Here is a 1,117-nt window from a genome sequence, read left to right on the forward strand (position 1 = left end):
CGTATTGCATGATTATGTTCTTTTTAGGATTTATGATAGCACAAATTGATATTCCTTTAATGTATTTCATGCAAAATGAGATTCCTGAAGAATATAGAGGAAGAGTTCTTAGTATTGGATTAAGCTTAGGTAAAATAATGCAGCCAATAGCACTTGCAATATCAGGACTATTATTAAATTTCATTCCAGCCTACACGCTTCCCATTGCAGGGGGGATGGTATTTTTTATTTTGAATAAAATTTTAGCAAATAAGTTAAATTTAGAAATTCATTCAAAAGATTATAGTGTTTAACGTAACTTAAAAAGCGCAGGATTCTAATCCTGCGCTTTTCTATCGTAATTCAGCTGTTTTTCTAATAACAATCTTATCAATTTCATCTTCTTCATCACCAATAAATAATCCTCGTTCTTTTAAATATGCTTCAAAATATAAATCTGCTTCAGCGCGTTCGTCATATGGCTTTACAGAGAGAACGAAACCTAATTTGTTTTGTTCTTCTAAATGAGAAGTGGAGATGTAAGCCGGTACATTATGGCGTAAAAAGAGTTCTTTAACCGGAATAATCATATCTTTCATTAATTTCGTTAGCATACCCATTTCAAACTCGAAATTAAAGCGATCTATACTAGATAAATCAGCGAATACTACACCGATAAAACCTGTATTAAATACTTCTTGATATTCTACATCTTCGTCATGGCCGCCGTAAAAATTCTTTTCGATTAAATAATTGACAAAATAAGCAACGCCATCACTTTGTTCAAATGGTTTCGTTGAAAGAACAAAGCCAATTTTCTTTTGTTTATGTAAATACACACATGACATGTATGCTGAAATGTTATGTTCTTTAAATAAAGCACTTGTTGCTCCAGAGAGACCATCTAATACGTGATGAACAATTTGAAGTTTTTTACGAGCGAAATAATAGGATTTCTTTTGTAACTCCAATGTATCAATAAAGACAGAGCCGATAAAGCCTGTATTTGAAATAATAGGTGCTTGCTTTTTTCTTCCTCTGCGCTTTAATGGAGCCATTGTTAAAATCATCCCTTCATGTACGTTTAAAATAAAAAGAACGTTTGTTCGTATATTTATATTTTACTATTAAAACGCTA

At 31.6% G+C, this 1,117-nt stretch carries 1 protein-coding gene and 1 pseudogene; one reads left to right on the forward strand and one right to left on the reverse strand.

Translation table 11 applies throughout. The features are described from left to right. Window positions 1–293: pseudogene (locus ACQGS6_RS29065) on the forward strand (MFS transporter); the annotation flags it as partial. 39 nt (window positions 294–332) lie between these two features. Here the strand turns inward: ACQGS6_RS29065 and ACQGS6_RS29070 are convergent. After that, window positions 333–1,037: a hypothetical protein gene (locus ACQGS6_RS29070; protein WP_000035356.1), complete on the reverse strand. Its 705-nt coding sequence runs from the start codon at window positions 1,035–1,037 to the stop codon at window positions 333–335. Between the last annotated feature and the right edge of the window lie 80 nt (window positions 1,038–1,117).

Origin of the sequence: Bacillus sp. GMs2/2 (assembly GCF_050172095.1) — a bacterium.
Taxonomy (GTDB): Bacteria; Bacillota; Bacilli; order Bacillales; family Bacillaceae_G; genus Bacillus_A; species Bacillus_A cereus.

Excerpts from the sequence above, each read along its gene's own strand:
- ACQGS6_RS29070 (WP_000035356.1), bottom strand. The coding sequence starts at position 1,037 with ATGGCTCCATTAAAGCGCAGAGGAAGAAAAAAGCAAGCACCTATTATT.